Origin of the sequence: Streptomyces daqingensis, from assembly GCF_014645895.1 — a bacterium.
GTDB lineage: Bacteria > Actinomycetota > Actinomycetes > Streptomycetales > Streptomycetaceae > Streptomyces > Streptomyces daqingensis.
In genome coordinates this window covers 337,313-355,556 of record NZ_BMMP01000002.1, presented here as the reverse complement: position 1 = coordinate 355,556, position 18,244 = coordinate 337,313, and the positions used below count along the sequence as shown (strand labels likewise).

General features: G+C 71.7%; 15 protein-coding genes. 10 read left to right on the top strand and 5 right to left on the bottom strand.

Annotation, left to right across the window (positions count from 1 at the left end):
• Positions 1-34 precede the first annotated feature (34 nt).
• The 8 genes from IEY56_RS03960 to IEY56_RS03925 are packed head-to-tail and all read left to right on the top strand — an operon-like array spanning position 35 to position 8,263.
• Positions 35-1,186 carry an inositol-3-phosphate synthase gene (locus IEY56_RS03960; RefSeq protein ID WP_189035634.1) on the top strand — a complete coding sequence of 384 codons (1,152 nt, stop codon included), beginning with the start codon at positions 35-37 and terminating at the stop codon, positions 1,184-1,186.
• Entirely contained in the window at positions 1,183-2,070 is an 888-nt protein-coding gene (locus IEY56_RS03955) for an SCO3242 family prenyltransferase (RefSeq protein WP_189035633.1), read from the top strand. The genes IEY56_RS03960 and IEY56_RS03955 overlap by 4 nt, the downstream gene beginning before the upstream one ends.
• A complete protein-coding gene (locus IEY56_RS03950) occupies positions 2,067-2,966 on the top strand; it encodes a sugar phosphate isomerase/epimerase family protein (protein WP_189035632.1) in 900 nt (299 codons plus the stop codon). The genes IEY56_RS03955 and IEY56_RS03950 overlap by 4 nt, the downstream gene beginning before the upstream one ends.
• Positions 2,960-3,793, top strand: a complete 834-nt coding sequence (locus IEY56_RS03945; RefSeq protein ID WP_189035631.1) for an EboA domain-containing protein — start codon at positions 2,960-2,962, stop codon at positions 3,791-3,793. Before IEY56_RS03950 ends, IEY56_RS03945 begins: the two co-directional genes overlap by 7 nt.
• Positions 3,793-4,656, top strand: a complete 864-nt coding sequence (locus IEY56_RS03940; RefSeq protein ID WP_189035630.1) for a TatD family hydrolase — start codon at positions 3,793-3,795, stop codon at positions 4,654-4,656. Before IEY56_RS03945 ends, IEY56_RS03940 begins: the two co-directional genes overlap by 1 nt.
• 15 nt (positions 4,657-4,671) lie before the next feature.
• Positions 4,672-5,850, top strand: coding sequence for a metabolite traffic protein EboE (gene eboE, locus IEY56_RS03935; protein WP_189035629.1), 1,179 nt, complete (start codon positions 4,672-4,674; stop codon positions 5,848-5,850).
• Positions 5,847-7,235: an alkaline phosphatase family protein gene (locus IEY56_RS03930; protein WP_189035628.1), complete on the top strand. Its 1,389-nt coding sequence runs from the start codon at positions 5,847-5,849 to the stop codon at positions 7,233-7,235. The genes eboE and IEY56_RS03930 overlap by 4 nt, the downstream gene beginning before the upstream one ends.
• Positions 7,232-8,263 carry a sugar phosphate isomerase/epimerase family protein gene (locus tag IEY56_RS03925; protein WP_189035627.1) on the top strand — a complete coding sequence of 344 codons (1,032 nt, stop codon included), beginning with the start codon at positions 7,232-7,234 and terminating at the stop codon, positions 8,261-8,263. The genes IEY56_RS03930 and IEY56_RS03925 overlap by 4 nt, the downstream gene beginning before the upstream one ends.
• Before the next feature lie 227 nt (positions 8,264-8,490).
• Here IEY56_RS03925 and IEY56_RS03920 read toward each other — a convergent pair whose 3' ends face one another.
• From IEY56_RS03920 to IEY56_RS03900, 5 genes are all read right to left on the bottom strand, one after another.
• Entirely contained in the window at positions 8,491-8,805 is a 315-nt protein-coding gene (locus IEY56_RS03920) for a hypothetical protein (protein ID WP_189035626.1), read from the bottom strand.
• Between the two features lie 374 nt (positions 8,806-9,179).
• On the bottom strand, positions 9,180-10,568 hold the full coding sequence (locus IEY56_RS03915) for an OFA family MFS transporter (RefSeq protein ID WP_189035625.1): 1,389 nt from the start codon (positions 10,566-10,568) through the stop codon (positions 9,180-9,182).
• Positions 10,569-10,767: 199 nt separating this feature from the next.
• Entirely contained in the window at positions 10,768-12,921 is a 2,154-nt protein-coding gene (locus IEY56_RS03910) for an acetate--CoA ligase family protein (RefSeq protein ID WP_189035624.1), read from the bottom strand.
• A 3-nt stretch (positions 12,922-12,924) separates the two neighbouring features.
• A complete protein-coding gene (gene frc, locus IEY56_RS03905; protein ID WP_189035837.1) occupies positions 12,925-14,157 on the bottom strand; it encodes a formyl-CoA transferase in 1,233 nt (410 codons plus the stop codon).
• Positions 14,158-14,203: 46 nt separating this feature from the next.
• The gene (locus IEY56_RS03900; RefSeq protein WP_189035623.1) at positions 14,204-15,904 is read right to left on the bottom strand and encodes a thiamine pyrophosphate-binding protein; all 1,701 of its coding nucleotides are present in this window, start codon (positions 15,902-15,904) and stop codon (positions 14,204-14,206) included.
• A gap of 152 nt (positions 15,905-16,056) precedes the next feature.
• On the opposite strand from IEY56_RS03900, the gene sucC reads away from it, so the two are divergent.
• Positions 16,057-17,220 carry an ADP-forming succinate--CoA ligase subunit beta gene (gene sucC / locus IEY56_RS03895; RefSeq protein ID WP_189035836.1) on the top strand — a complete coding sequence of 388 codons (1,164 nt, stop codon included), beginning with the start codon at positions 16,057-16,059 and terminating at the stop codon, positions 17,218-17,220.
• 15 nt (positions 17,221-17,235) lie between these two features.
• The gene (sucD, locus tag IEY56_RS03890; RefSeq protein ID WP_189035622.1) at positions 17,236-18,114 is read left to right on the top strand and encodes a succinate--CoA ligase subunit alpha; all 879 of its coding nucleotides are present in this window, start codon (positions 17,236-17,238) and stop codon (positions 18,112-18,114) included.
• Positions 18,115-18,244 lie beyond the last annotated feature (130 nt).

Sequence of the window (18,244 nt, the reverse complement as noted above, 5' to 3'; positions counted from 1 at the left end):
AGTCCCCCTCACCCCCTCACCACGGAGGCAGGCCGTGACCACAGAGCGACCCGAGCAGCACGCTTCCGCTCCCGACGGCGCCCGCACCGGCGTATGGCTCGTCGGTGCCCGCGGTTCCGTCGCCACCACCGCCATCGCCGGATGCGCCGCCGTCGCGGCCGGGATGCATCCGCCCACCGGCATGGTCACCGAGACCGGCGCCTTCAGCGACTGCGGCCTCCCGCCGCTGGAGCGTCTCGTCTTCGGCGGCCACGACACCGCGTCCTGCCCGCTGCCGAAGCGCGCCGAGCAACTCGTCGCGGCCGGCGTGCTGCCGCACGGCCTCCCGGCCGCCCTGCACGCCGAACTCGGCGCGGCGGACGCCTGCATACGTCCCGGCACCCCGGCGACCTCGGAGGATCCGCGCGAGGAGGACGAGGCCATCGCCTCCCTCGCCGCCGACATCTCCGCCTTCAGCCGGGCCAACGGCCTCGCCCGCACCGTGGTCGTCAACGTCGCCTCCACCGAGGGGGCTCCTGCGGCGGACGAGGCGGCGCTGCCGCCCAGCTCCCGCTACGCGGCGGCCGCTCTGCGGGCGGGCTGCCCGTACGTCAACTTCACGCCGTCCACGGGACTTCACCACCCGGCGCTCGCGGAGGAGGCGCGCGCGTCGGGCCTGCCGTACGCGGGCCGCGACGGCAAGACGGGGCAGACGCTGCTGCGTTCGGTGCTGGCCCCCATGTTCGCGCAGCGGGCCCTGCCCGTACGCGCGTGGTCGGGCACCAACCTCCTCGGAGGGGGCGACGGCGCCGCCCTCGCCGACCCCGGCGCCGCCGCGGCGAAGAACTCCGGCAAGGAACGTGTCCTCGCCGACAGCCTCGGCCGACTCCCTGAAGGTCAACTGCACATCGACGACGTCCCCGCCCTCGGCGACTGGAAGACCGCCTGGGACCACGTCGCCTTCGACGGCTTCCTCGGTTCCCGCATGGTGCTCCAGACGATCTGGCAGGGCTGCGACTCGGCACTCGCCGCGCCGCTCGTCCTCGACCTCGTCCGCCTCCTCGCCCGCGCGCACGAGACGGGGACGAGCGGCCCCGTCGACGGACTCGGCTTCTACTTCAAGGACCCCGACAGCGGTCCGAGCGCCCTGCCCGAGCAGTGGCGAGCGCTGCTCGGGCTCGCCGGCCGCCTCCGGGCGGGCGCATGAGGAGCGGGCGGCCGTTCGGCCGCGCCGCGGACTGGGCGCAACTGCTGCGTGTGTCCGCCGTGTTCAGCGTTCCGGGCGACGCACTCGCCGGTGCAGCGGCATGCGGGCAGCGGGCCAACCGGGGGACGCTGGCGGCCATGGGCGCGTCCCTGTGCCTGTACGAGGCGGGCATGACCCTCAACGACTATTCCGACCGGGAGACCGACGCAGTCGAACGGCCCGGCAGGCCGCTGCCCTCCGGCCGGATCGCCCCCGCCGCCGCGCTGGCCGCCTCCGTGGTGCTGACGGCAGCGGGGCTGCGGCTCGCGGCGGCGGCGGGCCGCCCGGCGCTGCTGACGGCGACAGCGCTCGCGGGCACGGTCTGGGCGTACGACATGCGGCTGAAGCACACCCCGTTCGGCCCGGCCGGGATGGCGGCCGCCCGCGCCCTCGACCTGGTGCTGGGAGCAGTGGCGACGCACGGCGCCTGCCCCGCGGAAGGCGCGCGGCGGCGCGGGGCGGTCGCGGGCAGCGCCGCACTGCTCGGCGCGCACACGTACGCGGTGACGGCCGTGTCCCGCCACGAGACGCTCGGCGCGCCCGCCGCGGTACCGCTGGCGGCGCTCGGCGCGACGACAGCGGTGGCTACCGCCACGGGGCGCACCGGCCGTGTGCCGGCTGTCTTCGCCGCCGCCTACGGCACCGCTGCCGCCAGGCCCTTCGCACACGCCGCGCTGAACCCCTCGCCGCAGCTGCTGCAGCGCGCGGTCGGCGGCGGCATCAGGGCCACGATCCCGCTCCAGGCGGCTCTCGCGGCCCGCGCCGCCCGCCCCGGCACCGCCGCCGCGCTGATGGCCCTGCTGCCCCTGGCCGGGCGGCTCTCACGGAAGGTCAGCCCCACATGAGCGGCTCCACACGGCTGCGCTACGCCTACGGCACCAACGGACTCGCCGACCTGCGGCTCGATGACGCCTTGGCGCTGCTCGCCGACCTCGGATACGACGGCGTCGGCCTGACCCTCGACCACATGCACCTGGATCCGCTCGCCCGCGACCTGCCGCGCCGGACCGCCGCCGTGGCACGGGCACTCGACCGGTACGGCCTGTCCGTCACCGTCGAGACAGGCGCCCGCTACGTGCTCGACCCCCGCCGGAAGCACGGCCCCACCCTGCTCGACCCGGACCCCGAGAACCGCGGCGCACGGCTGGAGTTGCTGCTGAAGGCCGTACGCGTCGCAGCCGATCTGGGCGCGCACGCCACGCACTTCTTCAGCGGCGTCCTGCCCGAGGGCGCCGATCCGCACACCGCGTGGCCGCGCTTCGCCGACGGGGTCAGCGCGCTGCTCAGCGCCGCCGACGCGACCGGGGTGCCGCTCGCCGTCGAACCCGAACCGGGCCACCTGCTGGGCGACTTGGGGGCGTTCCATCGGCTGCGTACGACCCTCGGCGAGCCCGACGGCCTCGGACTCACCCTCGACCTCGGGCACTGCCTCTGCCTGGAGGACGAGTCCCCGCCGGAGTGCGTCCGTTCGGCCGCGCCATGGCTGCGGCACGTGCAGATCGAGGACATGCGGCGCGGCGTTCACGAGCATCTCCCGTTCGGTGAGGGGGAGATGGACGTGCCGCCGGTGCTGGCCGCGCTCCACGAGAGCGGATACGCCGGGCTCGTCACCGTGGAGCTGCCCCGGGACTCGCACGCCGGTCCCGACCGCGCCCGCGACTCGCTGCGCTTCCTCGAAGAGGCGGAGAAGGCCGCCCGCAGGCAGTCCGGTCTCCCCGAGGAGGGATCGCCCCCATGCTGAACCCCGCCGAACCGGCCCTTCCGCGATCCGGAGACGACGGCCCCGCCGAGCGGCGTCCCGTCAGTCCCGCCCCGCTGCCGCCCGAGGAGGTCCGGGCACGTGTCGAGGCGCGGCTCGACGAAGCCCGGGCGGATTGGCTGCGCCGGGCGCTGGCCGACGCGGCGGCGTCCGCGGCGGTGTCCGCATCGCCCGCGGGAGAGCCCGTGTCCGCGGACCCCGGAGCCGCCACGTCCGCCGACACCGGAACGGCCGCGTGGGAGCGCCATTTCGCCTCGGCCGGACGGCACTGCGGACGCCACGCGGCCGGCGACGTCCGCGTGCTGCTGCTGCACGCCGCACGGGCGGGCACCGCCACCCTCACCCGCCTCTACCGGCAGGGCACCGCAGCGGAGCGCACGGCGGTACTGAACGCCTTGCCGCACCTTCAGCTCGCCGCACCGGCCGGGTGCCTCCCCCTCGTCGAGGACGCGCTGCGCGCCAACGACACCGGTCTCGTCGCCGCGGCGGTCGGCCCGTACGCCGCCGTGCACCTCGACGCGCACGGCTGGCGGCACGCCGTACTGAAGTGCCTGTTCAGCGGAGTGCCGCTCCAGGCGGTCGCCGGGCTGGCGGAGCGTGCCCGCGGGGACGGCGAACTGGCGCGCATGCTCCGCGACTTCGCACACGAACGCAGCGAGGCCGGGCGCCAGGTACCCGAAGACCTGCACCACGTCCTGGACATCGCCGTAACCCCCGCCCACGCCCCCGAAGGTCCTGCGCGCACCCCCGAATCACGGGAGACCCCCGCCCCCGCAGAAGCCGCCCCGCAGCCGCCCGAGGAGATCTGATGCGCATCTTCGACCCGCACATCCACATGACCTCGCGGACCACCGACGACTACACCGCCATGTACGAGGCGGGTGTACGAGCCGTCGTCGAGCCGTCCTTCTGGCTGGGCCAGCCGCGCACCTCGCCCGGCTCCTTCTACGACTACTTCGACTCACTGCTGGGCTGGGAGCCCTTCCGCGCCGCCCAGCACGGCATCGCCCACCACTGCACCATCGCCCTCAACCCCAAGGAGGCCGGCGACCCGCGCTGCGTGCCCGTGCTGGAGGAGCTGCCCCGCTACCTGGCCAAGGACGGCGTCGTGGCGGTGGGCGAGATCGGCTACGACTCGATGACGCCGGTCGAGGACACCGCGCTCGCCGCCCAGCTCCAACTCGCCGCCGAGCACGGCCTCCCGGCCCTCGTCCACACGCCGCACAGGGACAAGGCCGCGGGCCTCGCCCGCACGCTCGACGTGCTGCGCGAGTCGGGGCTGCCGCCCGAACGCGTGCTGCTGGACCACCTCAACGAGACGACCGTCGACGCGGCCGCCGCCTCGGGCTGCTGGCTCGGCTTCTCGATCTACCCCGACACCAAGATGGACGAGCACCGCATGGTGCGGCTGCTGCGCCTGCACGGAACGGCCCGCGTGCTCGTCAACTCCGCGGCCGACTGGGGGCGCAGCGACCCCCTGAAGACCCGCGCCGTGGGCGACGCCATGCTCGACGCGGGCTTCACCGACGACGAGGTCGACCAGGTGCTCTGGCGCAACCCGGTGGCTTTCTACGGGCAGAGCGGCCGGCTCGAACTCGACGCCGCCGCACCGCAGTCGGGAGCACCGCCCACGACCCACGAGGGCAACTCCATCCTGCGCGGCGGGGAATGAGGGAGGCCGGACATCGTGCGCTTCCGCCATCCCGACGGTACGACCGTCCACCTCGCCTACTGCACCAACGTGCACGCCGCCGAAGACCTCGCCGGAGTCGTGGACCAGCTGCGCGAGTACGCCGAACCCGTGCGGCGCAGGCTGCACCGCGACCGGCTCGGCATCGGCCTCTGGCTCGCCAGGGACGCGGCCCGCGCGCTCACCGCCGACCCGGCGGCGCTGCGTTCGCTGCGCGGCGAACTCGACCGGCGCGGCCTGGAAGTGGTGACGCTCAACGGCTTCCCCTACCGGGGCTTCGGGGACCAGCACGTCAAGTACCGCGTCTACAGGCCGGACTGGACGGAGCCGGAACGGCTGGAGCACACCACGGACCTGGCGCGGCTGCTGACGGCGCTGCTGCCCGATGACGCGGTCGAGGGCACCGTCTCGACCCTGCCGCTGGCATGGCGGACCGGCTTCACCGCGGAGCGCCGCCGCACCGCCCTCGACGCCCTCGGCGCCCTCGCCGGGCGGCTGGACGCGCTGGAGGAGCTGACGGGCCGCAGCATCCGCGTGGGAATCGAACCGGAACCCGGATGCACCGTCGAGACTACGGACGACGCCGTGGCGGCGCTCACCGGGCCCGGAGCGCCGCCGCCGCACCGGGTGGGGGTGTGCGTCGACACCTGCCATCTGGCGACGCAGTTCGAGGACCCCGAGGGGGCGCTCGCCGCTCTCTCCGCCGCCCACGTACCCGTCGTCAAGTGCCAGCTGTCCGCCGCGCTGCACGCCGAATGTCCCGATGAGGAGGGCACGTTGGAGGCGCTCTCCGCCTTCGCCGAACCCCGCTTCCTGCACCAGACCCGGGCCGGTACGGACGCCGGCGTACTCGCCGTGGACGACCTCGGCGAAGCGCTCCGGCCCGGGGCCCTGCCCCCCGGCGTTCCCTGGAGGTCCCACTTCCACATGCCGCTGCACGCGCCGCCCCCGGCGCCGCTGAGCTCCACGCTCGACGTGCTGCGCTCGGCCCTGGGACGGCTCGTCGGCGGACCCGTGCCGCTCACGCGCCACCTGGAGGTGGAGACCTACACATGGCAGGCCCTCCCCGAGGGCCAACGACCCCGCACCCGCGCCCAGTTGGCCGACGGCATCGCCGCGGAGCTGGACGCCGCCCGCGAGATGCTCATCGACCTCGGCCTCAAGGAGCTGCCGTGACGCAGGAACCGCAGCCGCTGCTCGTCCTCGACGTCGTCGGGCTCACCCCCCGGCTTCTGACGCACATGCCCGCCCTGAGCGCTCTCGCCGGGGAGGGCACGCACGTGCCGCTCGGCACCGTGCTGCCCGCCGTCACCTGCGCGGCCCAGTCCACGTTCCTCACGGGCCTGGAGCCCTCCGGCCACGGCATCGTCGGAAACGGCTGGTACTTCCGCGAACTGGGGGAGGTGCTGCTGTGGCGCCAGCACAACGCGCTCGTCGGCGGCGAGAAGCTCTGGGACGCGGCCCGGGCCCGGCACCCCGGCTACACCGTCGCCAACGTCTGCTGGTGGTACGCGATGGGGGCCGGCACGGACTGGACCGTCACCCCGCGCCCCGTCTACTACGCCGACGGCCGCAAGGAGCCCGACTGCTACACCCGCCCCCCGGACCTGCACGACGAACTCACCGGGGAACTGGGCACGTTCCCCCTCTTCCAGTTCTGGGGCCCGGGAGCCGGCATCGCCTCGTCCCGGTGGATCACCGGCGCCACGCGGCACCTGATGCGCACCCGCCGTCCCGACCTCGTCCTCACCTACGTCCCGCACCTCGACTACGACCTCCAGCGGTACGGGCCCGACGACCCGCGCTCCCACCGGGCCGCGGCCGAACTCGACGCCGTACTCGCGCCGTTGCTCGACGACGCCCGCGCCGAGCGCCGCACCGTCGTCGTGCTCTCCGAGTACGGCATCACCGCAGTGGACCGCACCGTCGACGTCAACCGCGCCCTGCGCCGGGCCGGGCTGCTGGAGGTGCACACCCAGGAGGGCATGGAGTACCTGGACCCCACGACGTCGCGGGCGTTCGCCGTCGCCGACCACCAGATCGCGCACGTCTACGTACGCGACCCCGCCGACCTGCCCTCCGTCCGCGACGCCCTCGAAGGGCTGGAGGGCATCGGCCAAGTGCTCGACGAGCGCGGCAAGAAGGACCACGGACTGGACCATCCGCGCTCCGGCGAACTCGTCGCCGTCGCCGAGCCCGGCGCCTGGTTCACCTACTACTACTGGCTCGACGACGCCCGGGCACCCGACTTCGCCCGGCTCGTGGAGATCCACCGCAAGCCGGGCTACGACCCGGCCGAGCTGTTCATGGACCCGCGCGACCCGTACGTGCGGCTGCGCGCCGCGACCGCGCTGGCACGGAAGAAGACCGGCATGCGCTACCGCATGGCCGTCGTCCCGCTCGACCCGTCACCGGTACGCGGCAGCCACGGCCGGCTCCCCGAAAGCACCGACGAGGGACCGGTGTTCATCTGCTCCCGGCCCGGTGCCGCCGACGGCGCCCTCGCCGCAACCGAGATCAAGTCCCTGCTCGTCGACCTCGCTCTGGGAGAGCCCACATGAGAAGCACACCCCACGACCCCGAACTCGTACACCGCCTGCGCCGCCGCGGCTTCCTGGGCGTCGCCGCAGGGGCGGCCGCCGCCTCGCTGCTCGGCGCCGGCGCGGGCACCGCGCAGGCGGCCGCGCCCTCGGCGGCGGACGCGGGGCGGTGCGGCCCCCTGCTGCCGAAGGGCCGCCTCGGCATCCAGCTCTACACGCTCCGCGACAAGGTCCAGTCCCTGGGCTTCGCCGCCGTCTTCGAGGAGCTGTCCCGGCACAGCTACGAGCAGGTCGAGTTCGCCGGCTACACCCAGGGCACAGGAGACATCTCGCTGGCGCAGCTGCGGCGTCTGCTGCGGGAGTACGGGCTGCGCGGCATCGGCAGCCACGTCGGCTACTACTCCGACGACCCGGACGACTACACCTTCGACACGCAGCTGGAGAAGGTGCTCGACGACGCCGCCGAACTCGGCCTGCCCCATGTGGGAACCGCCGCCGGTCCCGACCGGTACGGCAGGACCGTCGACGCGTGGAAGCGCGCCGCGGAGGACTTCAACCGGTACGGCGCGGCCGCGAGGCGACGCGGCCTGAAGTTCTACCAGCACAACCACCAGATGGAGTTCGGCTTCGCCGAGGACCGGCCGGACGTGCGCCTGTACGACGTCCTCCTCGCGGAGACCGATCCGGAGCTGGTGTACCTGGAGATGGACATCTACTGGGCGTTCGCGGGCAAGTACCGCTTCAGCGTCCGTCCCGACGGAAAGCCCGCCCCCTTCGAGCCGGTCGAGTACGTGCTGGCGCAGCCGGAGCGCTACCCCCTCTTCCACGTCAAGGACGGGGAGCACGACGAGACGTCGGAGGACGGCTACCGCATGGTCGACGTCGGCGACGGGGACATCGACTACCGGCGGTTCATCGGGAAGGTCACCCGTGCGCGGGGCGGCCGCAACCACAACTGGCAGGTGGAGCACGACAATCCGGCCGACTCCTTCAGGACGGCACGCCGGTCCGCAGCCCATCTGCGGTCGCTGAAGAGGACCGGGGGCTGAGGCCCGCGGGTGCGGGCCGTCCGCCGTGAGCGGGCGGCCCGCACGCCGTGCCGGTGAGGCAGCAGCGCTGTACGCGCACCGGCGTACGGCGCGACGGCGCACGTACTGCCTGACGCCGTCGCGGCTGGGGGCGGGAACCGGCGCAGGCGCCCGTTCCCGCCCCCCCCGAGTCACCGGTCAGTCCGGCTTCCCGGCGTCAGCCGGCCGCGGTTCTCATCGGCCGGCCCTCATTCGCCCCCTCCGCGCCTCGCTTCGGCCGCGAGACGGCGGGCCTCCCGGCGGCCCGCGTACCGCTCCTTGCGGTTGCCGGCCTTCTTCCACTCCTGCCACTCCCTGATGTGGGAGCGCACCTTGCACCCGGCGCAGCAGCCGCCCGAGAAGAGGTGGGCCGCGGGGTCCTCCCACCGGCAGCGGGTCTCCGCACCCTGTGACATCGGGTCAGCCGGCAGATCGCACGCGCCGTAGCGGTGGTCGTGCACCGGCCGGGGGTCGTGCTCCGCGTGGCGCACCCGCAGGGGCTTGGTCTTGTCCGTACGGGACATCGTGTTCCTTCCGGAACCGCCGCCCGTGCTCCCGGACTCTCCGGGCGGGCGGCCAGGTTCGGAATCGCACGGCCACACCTTCTTCCTCGTCCGCGGCACCGGCCGCGGCCCGGCCGGTGCGGCACCCGCCGCGAGGACGGGCGCGTCCCGGTGTGCCTGCTCCCGGCGGCGCGGCCAACCGGCGTACACCGCAGGGGAGTTCGGCACACGTTCCGCACGGATGCGCAGAACGTTCCAGGATATCGGGGCCACCCGGACGTGTACAGGGAACCGGGCGGCAGCGGGCACGCTCCGCGTGGGGATACCCGGACAGACGGCTGCCGGGCCACCCTTGAGGAGAGGGTGGCCCGGCAGCCGTCTGCGTCCCTGCCCGGTCAGATCACTTCCCTGCTGATCGGCTGGGGGTTGGGCTTGATCGAGGACTTGCGCGGCCTGCCCGGCTGGTGCAGGAACAGTGCCACGACACCGGCCAGGAGAGAGGTGCTGCCCGCGAGCCAGAAGGCGCCGCCGAATCCCCAGGCACTGACGACCATGGAGCCCAGGCCGGCGCCCGCGATACCGGACAGCAGCTTGGAGCTGTAGACCATGCCGTAGTTGGTGGCGTTGTTGTTCTCACCGAAGTAGTCCGCGGTCAGTGCCGCGAACATCGGGAAGATGGCGCCGCCGCCGAAGCCCGAGATCATCGAGCAGAGCAGGAACAGCGGCATCGACTTCGCCTCGCCGGAGAGCAGGATGCCGAACTGCGACAGTCCCAGCACGACGCAGACGAAGAGCAGACACTGCTTGCGGCCGTACCGGTCGGACAGCCAGCCGATCACGCCGCGCCCGGTGCCGTTGACGATGGCCTTCAGGGACATGGCCGTGGCGACGATCCCGCCCGCGAAGCCCATCTCGTTGCCGAAGGGCACCTGGAAGGCGATACCGAAGATGTTCACACCGGACGTGCACAGCAGGCAGAACCACATGATCGGCACGCGGCCCGTCTTGAGCGCTTCCTTGGCGGAGTACTGCTTGACCGCCGGCGGGTTCTTCTGCAGCGCGCGGCGTGCACGCGGGTCGTCCGGCGCCTTCAGCGGGTCGATGTGCGAGGGCCACCAGTTCTTCGGCGGGTCCTTGAAGAAGGAGCCGGCGAAGGCGACCACCGCGGCGAGGAAGACGCCGACGGAGATCAGCACCCAGCGGAAGTTGCTCACGTCCATGAAGCCGGTGAAGATGAACACGAACGGCACGGAGCCGTAGGCGAAACCGCCGTTGACGAAGCCGGTCTTGCCGCCCCTGCGCTCCGGATACCACTTGCCCACCATGTTGACGCAGGTCGCGTACACCGCCCCGGCGCCCATGCCGCTGAAGACACTGAACCCGATGTACGCCATGACGACGTTCGGCGAGTAGGCGAGCGCCAGATAGCCGATGAACGTGCCCAGCGCGCCCCACATCATGGCCTGCCGCGCGGGGAAGCGCCCGCTCTCCCGCAGCTTGCCGACCGGGAAGGCCACGCCTCCCTGGAAGAGGACCCAGATGCCCATCATCCAGAAGATGTGGGCGCTGTTCCAGCCGTGCGCGGTATGGAGGGTCGACTCGGCGGACGCGAACGCGTACTCGGCCGACGAGATGCCCATCATGCCGACCCAGGGGAGGATCACCATCCACCGGCGATGCCGTCCCATGATGTCGACGTCGGTCTCGCCTATGCGGTAGGTCCGACCGTTCTTGTCGGTCACCTCCCTGTAGGGGAGGGCCGTTGGTGCTTCTGTTGTTGTCATGTGCTGCACCCCTTGCGTGGAGAGAGTCTGGCCAGCGCCCCCTGTCCGGATCTCTTGCTTGGTGCGTTGTCGCGGGTGCCGCTTCAGGCGCGCCCGGGGTACGGCGGGGCGGGTTGCGGAGCCCGCCCCGGTCCCGGGTCCCGCCGCGGCGGCGGGGAGCTGGCCCCCGCCACCGCGGAACGGTCCCGCTGCACGGCCCCTACAGGAGCCCCGCCGCTCGTGCCCACCGGTATTTGGCTCCCAGTACGGCCACGGGCTTCTCAGTCGTGTACGGGTAGGCGACGACCCCTCGCTCGAAGAGGTACGCGCATGCTTCCTCGACCTCCACGTCGCCAGCAAGGGAGGCCACGACGGGTTTTTCGATTCCCTTCTCCCGTGCCTCGGCGACGACCCGGGCCGTCAGCTCCGCGAAGACCATGGGCGGAGTGACGATCGTGTGCCAGTAGCCGAGGACCAATGAGTGGATACGCGGGTCCTCCAGGCCGAGGCGGATGGTGGCCTCGTACGTGGAAGGCGGCTCGCCTCCGGTGATGTCCACCGGGTTGCCCGCGGCGCCGAACGGCGGGATGAAGGCGCGGAACGCCTCGTCCAGGTCCGGCGGGATCTCCATGAGAGACATTCCGTTGTCGACGATGGCGTCCGAGAGCAGGACTCCCGAACCGCCCGCGCCGGTGATGATGACGGTGTTGTCACCCTGCGGGGTGGGCAGCACGGGCAGCGCCCGCGCGTACTCCAGCATCTCGTTCAGGCCGGGCGCCCGGATGACGCCGGCCTGCCGCAGGACGTCGTCGTAGACGGCGTCGTCGCCGGCCAGAGCGCCCGTGTGGGAGCCGGCCGCCTTGGCGCCCGCGCTGGTGCGGCCCGCCTTGAGCACGACGACCGGCTTCTTCGGCACGGTCTCCCGTGCCGCCTCCACGAACGCCCGCCCGTCCTTGAGGTCTTCCAGGTGCATCGCGATGCACTCGGTGTTCGGGTCGTCCGCGAAGTAGGTGAGCAGGTCGTCCTCGTCCAGGTCGGACTTGTTGCCGAGTCCGACGATCGCCGAGACACCGGTGCTGGTGCTGCGGGCGAAGCCGAGGATGGCCATGCCGATGCCGCCCGACTGGGAGGTGAGTGCCACACCGCCCTTGACGTCGTAGGGCGTGCAGAACGTGGCGCACAGGTCGTGCCACGTCGAGTAGTAGCCGTAAATGTTCGGCCCGAGCAGCCGCACACCGTGCTTCTCGCCGATGGCGACGATCTTGTCCTGCAGCTCCTGCTCGCCCGTCTCGGCGAAACCCGACGGGATGAGCACCGCGTTGGGAATGCCCTTGGCTCCGACGGCCTCCAGCGTGTCGGGCACGAACTTCGCCGGGACGGCGAAGACGGCCACATCCACCTCGCCGGGGATGTCGGCGACCGACTTGTACGCCTTGCGCCCCAGGATCTCGTCGGCCTTGGGGTTCACCGGGTGGATCTCCCCGGGGAATCCGCCGTCGACGAGGTTGCGCATCACCGAATTGCCGATCTTGCCCTGCTCGTTGGAGGCGCCGATCACCGCGACGGAGCTCGGCTGCATCAGCCGCTTCATCGAGGCGCGGATCTCCTCCGGCGTGTAGCGCCGGCGCTCGGCGGGCTCGTCCTCCGTCAGCAGGATGCGGATGTCGGCGGCCGTCGCGCCGTCGGACGACGCGAAGACGGGGTTGAGGTCGACCTCGACCAGCTCCGGGAAGTCGTGCGTGAGCTGCGAGACCGCCACGATGACCCGTGCCAGCGCGTCGCGGTCGACGGGGTCGCCGCCGCGCACGCCCTTGAGGATCTCCGCCGCCCCGATGCCGTCCAGCATCGACATGGCGTCCTCGGTCGTGGCAGGAGCGAGCCGGAAGGTGACGTCCTTGAGGACCTCCACCAGTACGCCGCCCAGCCCGAAGGCGACGACCTTCCCGAACGTCGGGTCGGTGACGGTGCCGACCAGCACCTCCTGGCCCGGCTTGGCCATCTGCTGCACCTGCACGCCCAGTACGTTCGCGTCGGCGTCGTACTTCCGGGCGTTGCCGACGATCTCGCAGTACGCGCTGCGCACTTCGGCGGAGGAGGAGACGCCTACGCGCACGCCGCCCGCGTCGGTCTTGTGCAGGATGTCCGGCGAGACGATCTTCATCACGACGGGGAACCCGAGCCTGTCCGCCAACTGCACGGCCTCGTCGGCCGATTCGGCGAGGCCCTCGTCCGGTACCGGGATGCCGTAGGCGTCGGCGACCCGCTTGCCCTCGGGGGCCGTCAGCGCCGTGCGTCCCTCGGCGCGGGCGGCGTCCAGCACCGCACGTACCGCGTCCTTGTCCGGCTTGCCGGCGCTGTCGTTGTGCTGCGCCATGGGTCAGATCACTCCGTTCGTCTTGAGCAGCGCCAGTTCTTCCTCGTTGAGGCCCAACTCGCCTATGAAGACCTCCTCGTTGTGCTCGCCGAGGAGCGGTGAGGGGGTGATCTCCACGGGGGAGTCCGAGAGCTTCATCGGGGAGCCGACGGTGGTGAAGGAGCCGCGCTCGGGGTGCTCGACCTCGACGATCATCCCGTTGGCGGCGAGGGACTCGTCCTCGACGATCTCCTTCGTCGAAAGGATCGGCCCGCAGGGGATGTTGTGGGCGTTGAGCGCGCCCAGCACCTCCCACTTGGGCATCGTGGAGGACCACTCCTCGATGAGCTGGAACATCTTGCCGAGCTTCGGCAGGCGCGCCTCGGGGGTGTTCCACTCCGGGTCGTCTGCGAGTTCGGGGCGGCCGATGAGCTTCGTCAGCGGCTCCCATCCGACGGGCTGCACGATCACGTACACGTAGTCGTTGGGGCCGCCGGGCGCGCACTTGACGGCCCAGCCGGGCTGGCCGCCGCCGGATGCGTTGCCCGAGCGCGGCACCTCGTCGCCGAAGTCCTCGTTCGGGTACTCGCCGAGCGGGCCGTGCGCCAGCCGCTGCTGGTCCCGCAGCTTGACGCGGCACAGGTTGAGCACCGAGTGCTGCATGGCCACGTTGACGCGCTGTCCCCGGCCCGTGCGCTCACGCTGGAGCAGCGCCGCGAGGATCGCGGCGACGGTGTGTACACCGGTTCCCGAGTCGCCGATCTGCGCGCCGGTCGCGAGCGGCGGCCCGTCCTCGAAGCCGGTCGTCGACATCGAGCCGCCCATGGCCTGCGCGACGACCTCGTACGCCTTGAAGCTGGTGTACGGGCCCTCGCCGAAGCCCTTGATGGAGGCGTAGATCAGCTTCGGGTTGATCTGCTTGATGCGGTCCCAGGTGAAGCCCATCCGGTCCACGGCCCCGGGGCCGAAGTTCTCCACCAGCACGTCGCTGCGGCGGATGAGCTCCGTCAGCAGCTCCTTGCCGCGGTCGGACTTGGTGTTGAGCGTGATGCTGCGCTTGTTGCAGTTGAGCATCGTGAAGTAGAGGGAGTCCACGTCGGGGAGGTCCCGCAGCTGTTTGCGGGTGATGTCCCCCGAGGTGGCCTCCAGCTTGATCACGTCGGCGCCGAGCCAGGCGAGGAGCTGCGTGGCGGAGGGGCCCGACTGGACGTGGGTCATGTCCAGTACGCGGATTCCGTCGAGTGCCTTCTCGGTCACTGTCGTCGTGCCGGTCGTATCCGTCACGTCGGTCACAGCAGTCACCTCACTTGTACATCGTCTGGTTCATGGTTCCGGGCGCGTACGCGTCCGGGTCGATCCACACGTTGACCAGGGACGGCTTGCCGGACGCGCGGGCGCGCTCCAGCGCGGGCCTGATCTCCGAGGGTTCGCGGACCTCTTCGCCGTGGCCGCCGAGCATCCGCGCGAACTGGTCGTAGGGAACGTCGCCGAGGGTGTTGCCGACGCGCTCGCGTGCCTCTCCGTACTTGGCCTTCTGGCCGTAACGGATCTGGTTCATCGAGGAGTTGTTGCCGACGATGCCCACGAACGGCAGGTCGTAGCGGACCAGCGTCTCGAAGTCCCAGCCGGTCAGGGAGAACGCGCCGTCGCCGAAGAGCGCGACGACCTCCTTGTCCGGACGGGCCTGCTTGGCGGCCAGCACGAACGGCACGCCCACGCCGAGCGTTCCGAGCGGTCCCGGGTCCATCCAGTTGCCGGGCGCCTTGGGCTGCACGACCTGGCCGGAGAAGGTGACGATGTCGCCGCCGTCGCCGATGTAGAGCGAGTCCTCGGTGAGGAAGTCGTTGATCTCGCTCACCAGCCGGTACGGGTGGATGGGCGAGGCGTCCGAACGCAGCTGCGGCAGCCGCTTCTCCAGTGCGGTCTGCTCGGCGCTGCGCAGCTCCTCGATCCACGCCTTCCGCTTCTCGGCGCCGCCGTTGATGCGTCCGGAGGCGGCCTGCGTGACGGCTGAGAGCACCAGGTCGGCGGAGCCGACGATGCCCAGGTCGATGTCGCGGTTCTTGCCGACGGTGCGGTAGTCCAGGTCGATCTGGACGACCGTCGCGTCGGGGGAGAGGCGCTTGCCGTAGCCCATGCGGAAGTCGAAGGGCGTGCCGACGATGATGATGAGGTCCGCGTTGGAGAAGGCGTAGCGCCGCGAGAGCTGGAAGTGGTGCGGGTCGCCGGGCGGCAGGGTGCCGCGGCCCGCGCCGTTCATGTACGCGGGGACGTTCAGCGTGCGCACCAGGTCCGTTGCGGCGTCCGTCGCGCGGCACGTCCAGGTCTGGCTGCCGAGCAGGATCGCCGGGCGCTCGGCCTGCACCAGCAGGTCGGCGAGCTTCTGCACGGAGTCCGGGTCGCCCGGCTGCCGCGTGGAGGCCCGGTAGTTGCCGGCCTTGGGGACCCTGGCCTTCTCGACGGGGACCTTCGCGTCGAGCACGTCGCGCGGGATCTCCAGGAAGGAGGGCCCGGGTGCGCCGTGGTAGCACTCGCGGAAGGCCATCGAGACCATGTCCGCGGCCCGGGCCGTGTCGGGCACGGTGGAGGCGAACTTGGTGATCGGCCCCATCATGTCGACGTGCGGGAGGTCCTGCAGGGAGCCCATCTTGTGCTGCGTGTGGGCCCCTTGGCCGCCGATGAGCAGCATGGGCGACTCCGCGCGGAAGGCGTTGGCGACGCCGGTGACGGCGTCGGTCGTGCCCGGTCCCGCGGTGACGACGGCGCAGCCGGGTTTGCCGGTGAGCCGGGCGTAGCCGTCCGCGGCGTGCGCCGCTACCTGTTCGTGGCGTACGTCGACGACGTCGATTCCCTCGTCGACGCAGCCGTCGTAGATGTCGATGATGTGGCCGCCGCAGAGCGTGTAGATGACCTCCACGCCCTCCGCCTTGAGCGCCTTGGCGACCAGGTGCCCGCCGGATATCAGTTCCTGGCTTTCCTGGCTGTCCTGGCTGTCGTCGGGCATGGCGTATCGAGTCCCTTCGTCGGGTGTGGAGCACGGTCAGAGCAGATTGCATACAGTCGACGAATACTGTATGAACCTTGTTATCCCGCATCGACTGGGCGATGTCCAGGGGGCGTGCACCGATCGTTTCGAAGATCGACCAGGGAGCACATGTGGACCTTTACGAGCACCAGGCGAGGGAACTCTTCGATCGCCACGGCGTCCTGGTACCGGAAGCCGAGGTCGTGGACACCGCGCGAGCTGCGCGGGAAGCGGCCGGAAGGCTCGGTGCCGACAGGCACGGCGTCGTGGTCAAGGCACAGGTGAAGACAGGAGGCAGGGGCAAGGCCGGCGGGGTGAAGAAGGCAGCCGATGCGGCGGCGGCCGAGATCACCGCGCGTCAGATCCTGGGCATGGACATCAAGGGCCACACCGTGCACAGCGTCATGCTCGCCAGCCCTGTGAACGTGGAGAAGGAGTACTACGTCTCCTACGTCCTCGACCGCGCTGCGGGCGGCTTCATCGCCATCGCCTCAGCCGAGGGCGGGATGGAGATCGAGGAGGTGGCGGCGGCGCGCCCCGAAGCCGTCGCCCGCGTCCCGGTCGACCCCGCCCGCGGCGTGACGCCCGAAGTCGCCGACCGGATCGTCTCCGAGGCCGGACTCCCCGAGGACGTCGCCCCCGTCCTGCGCAAGCTGTGGACCGTACTGGAGTCGGAGGACGCGCTGCTCGTCGAGGTCAACCCCCTCGTCCGTACTGGCGACGGCTCCATCGTCGCCCTCGACGGCAAGGTGACCCTGGACGACAACGCCCGCTTCCGCCAGGCACGTTGGGGCGAGAGCGCCGAGGTGCCGTCCGGCGGTGAGGGCGGGCGGCTGGAGGCCGAGGCCGCGTCCAAGGGGCTCAACTACGTGAAGCTGGAAGGGGAGGTCGGCGTCATCGGCAACGGCGCGGGACTGGTGATGTCCACGCTCGACGTCGTCGCGGGATGCGGCGCCAGGCCGGCTGACTTCCTCGACATCGGCGGGGGAGCCTCGGCGCAGGTGATGGCCGACGGCCTCTCCCTCGTCCTGAGCGACCCGGACGTGAAGTCGCTCCTCGTCAACGTCTTCGGCGGCATCACCGCCTGCGACGCCGTCGCCGAGGGCATCACCCAGGCCCTGGACCAGGTCCGGCTGACCAAGCCGCTCGTCGTGCGCCTCGACGGCAACAACGCCGTCCGCGGCCGCGAGATCCTCGAGGAGAACCCCCACCCGCTGCTGGAGCAGCGGACCACCATGGACGGCGCCGCCCAGCGTGCCGCCGAACTGGCCACTGCCGCTGCCGCGGCCGCATAGGGAGGCGGGACACCGATGGCGATCTTCCTCAGCAAGGCAAGCAAGGTCATCGTCCAGGGCATGACCGGCGCGGAGGGCATGAAGCACACGCGCCGGATGCTCGCGGCGGGCACCGACATCGTGGGCGGCGTCAACCCGCGCAAGGCGGGCCAGGACGTCGAGGTGGACGGGCGTTCCGTGCCCGTCTTCGGCTCGGTCGCGGAGGCGCGGGAGGCGACGGGCGCCGACGTCTCGGTGCTGTTCGTGCCACCCGCCTTCTCCAGGGCGGCCGTTCACGAGGCCGTCGACGCGGGGATCCCGCTCGCCGTCGTCATCACCGAGGGCATCCCCGTGCACGACGCCGTCGCCTTCCGCGCGTACGCGCAGGAGCGGGGCACCCGCATCATCGGCCCCAACTGCCCGGGGCTCATCAGCCCGGGGCAGTCCAACGCCGGCATCATCCCCGCCGACATCGCACCCGAGCCGGGCCGCATCGGGCTGGTCTCGAAATCCGGCACCCTCACCTACCAGCTCATGTACGAGCTGCGCGAGATCGGCTTCTCCTCCTGCGTGGGCATCGGCGGCGACCCCGTCATCGGCACCACGCACATCGACTGCCTCGAAGCGTTCGAGGCCGACCCCGAGACCGATCTGATCGTGATGATCGGTGAGATCGGCGGCGACGCGGAGGAGCGGGCCGCCGCCTTCATCAAGGAGAACGTCACCAAACCCGTCATCGGGTACGTGGCCGGCTTCACCGCTCCGGAGGGCAAGACGATGGGGCACGCCGGCGCGATCGTCTCCGGCTCCTCCGGCACGGCGCAGGCCAAGAAGGAGGCGCTGGAGGCGGCGGGCGTACGGGTGGGCGAGACGCCGACCGGCACGGCGCGGCTGGTACTCGACCGGCTCTCCTGACGCCCGGGCCCGGATCCGGGTCCGCCCCCGTCCCCCGCTGCCGGGGCGCCGGCCGCACGGCCGGCGCCCCGGTGGACGTGACGTTGCGCATACCTCTGCGAAGACCGGTGACCAGCCGCCCCCGACTCGC